This is a genomic window from Grylomicrobium aquisgranense (assembly GCF_033971865.1).
Taxonomy (GTDB): Bacteria; Bacillota_I; Bacilli_A; order Erysipelotrichales; family Erysipelotrichaceae; genus Bulleidia; species Bulleidia massiliensis.
Window position 1 is genome coordinate 1 of sequence record NZ_JALBUR010000079.1, and the last position, 1,380, is coordinate 1,380.

Here is a 1,380-nt window from a genome sequence, read left to right on the forward strand (position 1 = left end):
CCAATATCGGTTATAAGACAGTTTACTATAACCAGAATGGAGAGATGCAGTTTGGTTATTATCGCGACAGCAATGGCAAACTGTGTCACTCAGATCCGGTAGATGGTACATTGAGTCAGAATGGCTTCGAGTATTACAACAATGGCCATTGGTATTATGTAAAAGCAGATGGCAGCTATGCGACCGGTGTCACCAATATTGGGTATAAAACTGTTTACTACAACGATAAAGGTGAGATGCAGTTTGGTTATTATCGCGACAGCAATGGCAAACTGTGTCACTCAGATCCGGTAGATGGTACATTGAGTCAGAATGGCTTTGAGTATTACAACAATGGTCACTGGTACTTTGTAAAACCGGATGGGTCATTCGCAACAGGGCTGACAAATATCGGCTATAAGACGGTTTACTATAGCGAAAACGGCGAGATGCATTTTGGGGAGAAGAATATCGGAGGATACTGGTATTTCTTCGATCTGGCAGATGGCAGTATGCGGACAGGGTTTGTCACATTACCGGATGGACGGAAAGTATACTATGACGGTGCCGGCCACATGGTATTTGGCAAGCAGCTGATCAATGGAAGCTATTATTACTTTGATACTGTAGATGGCCATATGTACAGCAATCGTGTGATCAATGGTGAATATTATCGCAGAGATGGCAGATTGATGAATAATTTTGAATCAATTGCACCGGTACCGTTCATCAATCAATATGCAAATGGAGCACCTACTGGCTGCGAAGGTGCAGCTGCTTTACAGGCATTAAAAGGATTAGGATACTGTCAGAACATGTCACTCCATCAGTTCCTTGATGGTATGCCGTATTCCTGGGACGGCAATCCGAACCATGGTTTTGTGGGAAGCCCGTATACAGAATCCTGGGGCAGATATGCCAGTATCAATCCTGGCCCTCTGACTCCATATGTTAACAGATTTGCACCGGCCAGAAATATCTCTGGTGCGACAACGGATATGCTGCTGGCAGAGTTAAGAGAAGGCCATCCGGTTATTGTCTGGGGTTCAGAAAGATGGGCACCAACAACAATTCTTCACTATAGCTGGGGCATTGGTCTTGCCACAAATCACTGCATGACATTGTATGGCTATAACAGCAATGGTGATCTGCATATCATGGATCCGATTTATGGAGATACATGGGTAAGCAGGTATGCCTTCGATAGCATTTATAACATCAGGCATTATGCAATTGCAGTAGGCTGATATAAGAGCATCATCATATCATTACATAGGGGCTGTAACAGTTGAATAAGCTGTTACAGCTCATTTTTTTGCGCTTGCACATATTTTCGCTGTATATCTATCAGTGCAAACCAAAAGCCGATTTATTCATGTGAAAAATATGCATAATATCCAT

1 protein-coding gene is annotated in these 1,380 nt (G+C 43.0%); it reads left to right on the forward strand.

The window, feature by feature from the left end; all coding sequences use genetic code 11:
- Nucleotides 1-1,226, forward strand: a 1,226-nt coding sequence (locus tag MOZ60_RS11495) for a C39 family peptidase (RefSeq protein ID WP_370596790.1), incomplete at its 5' end; no start/stop codon positions are given.
- Nucleotides 1,227-1,380 lie beyond the last annotated feature (154 nt).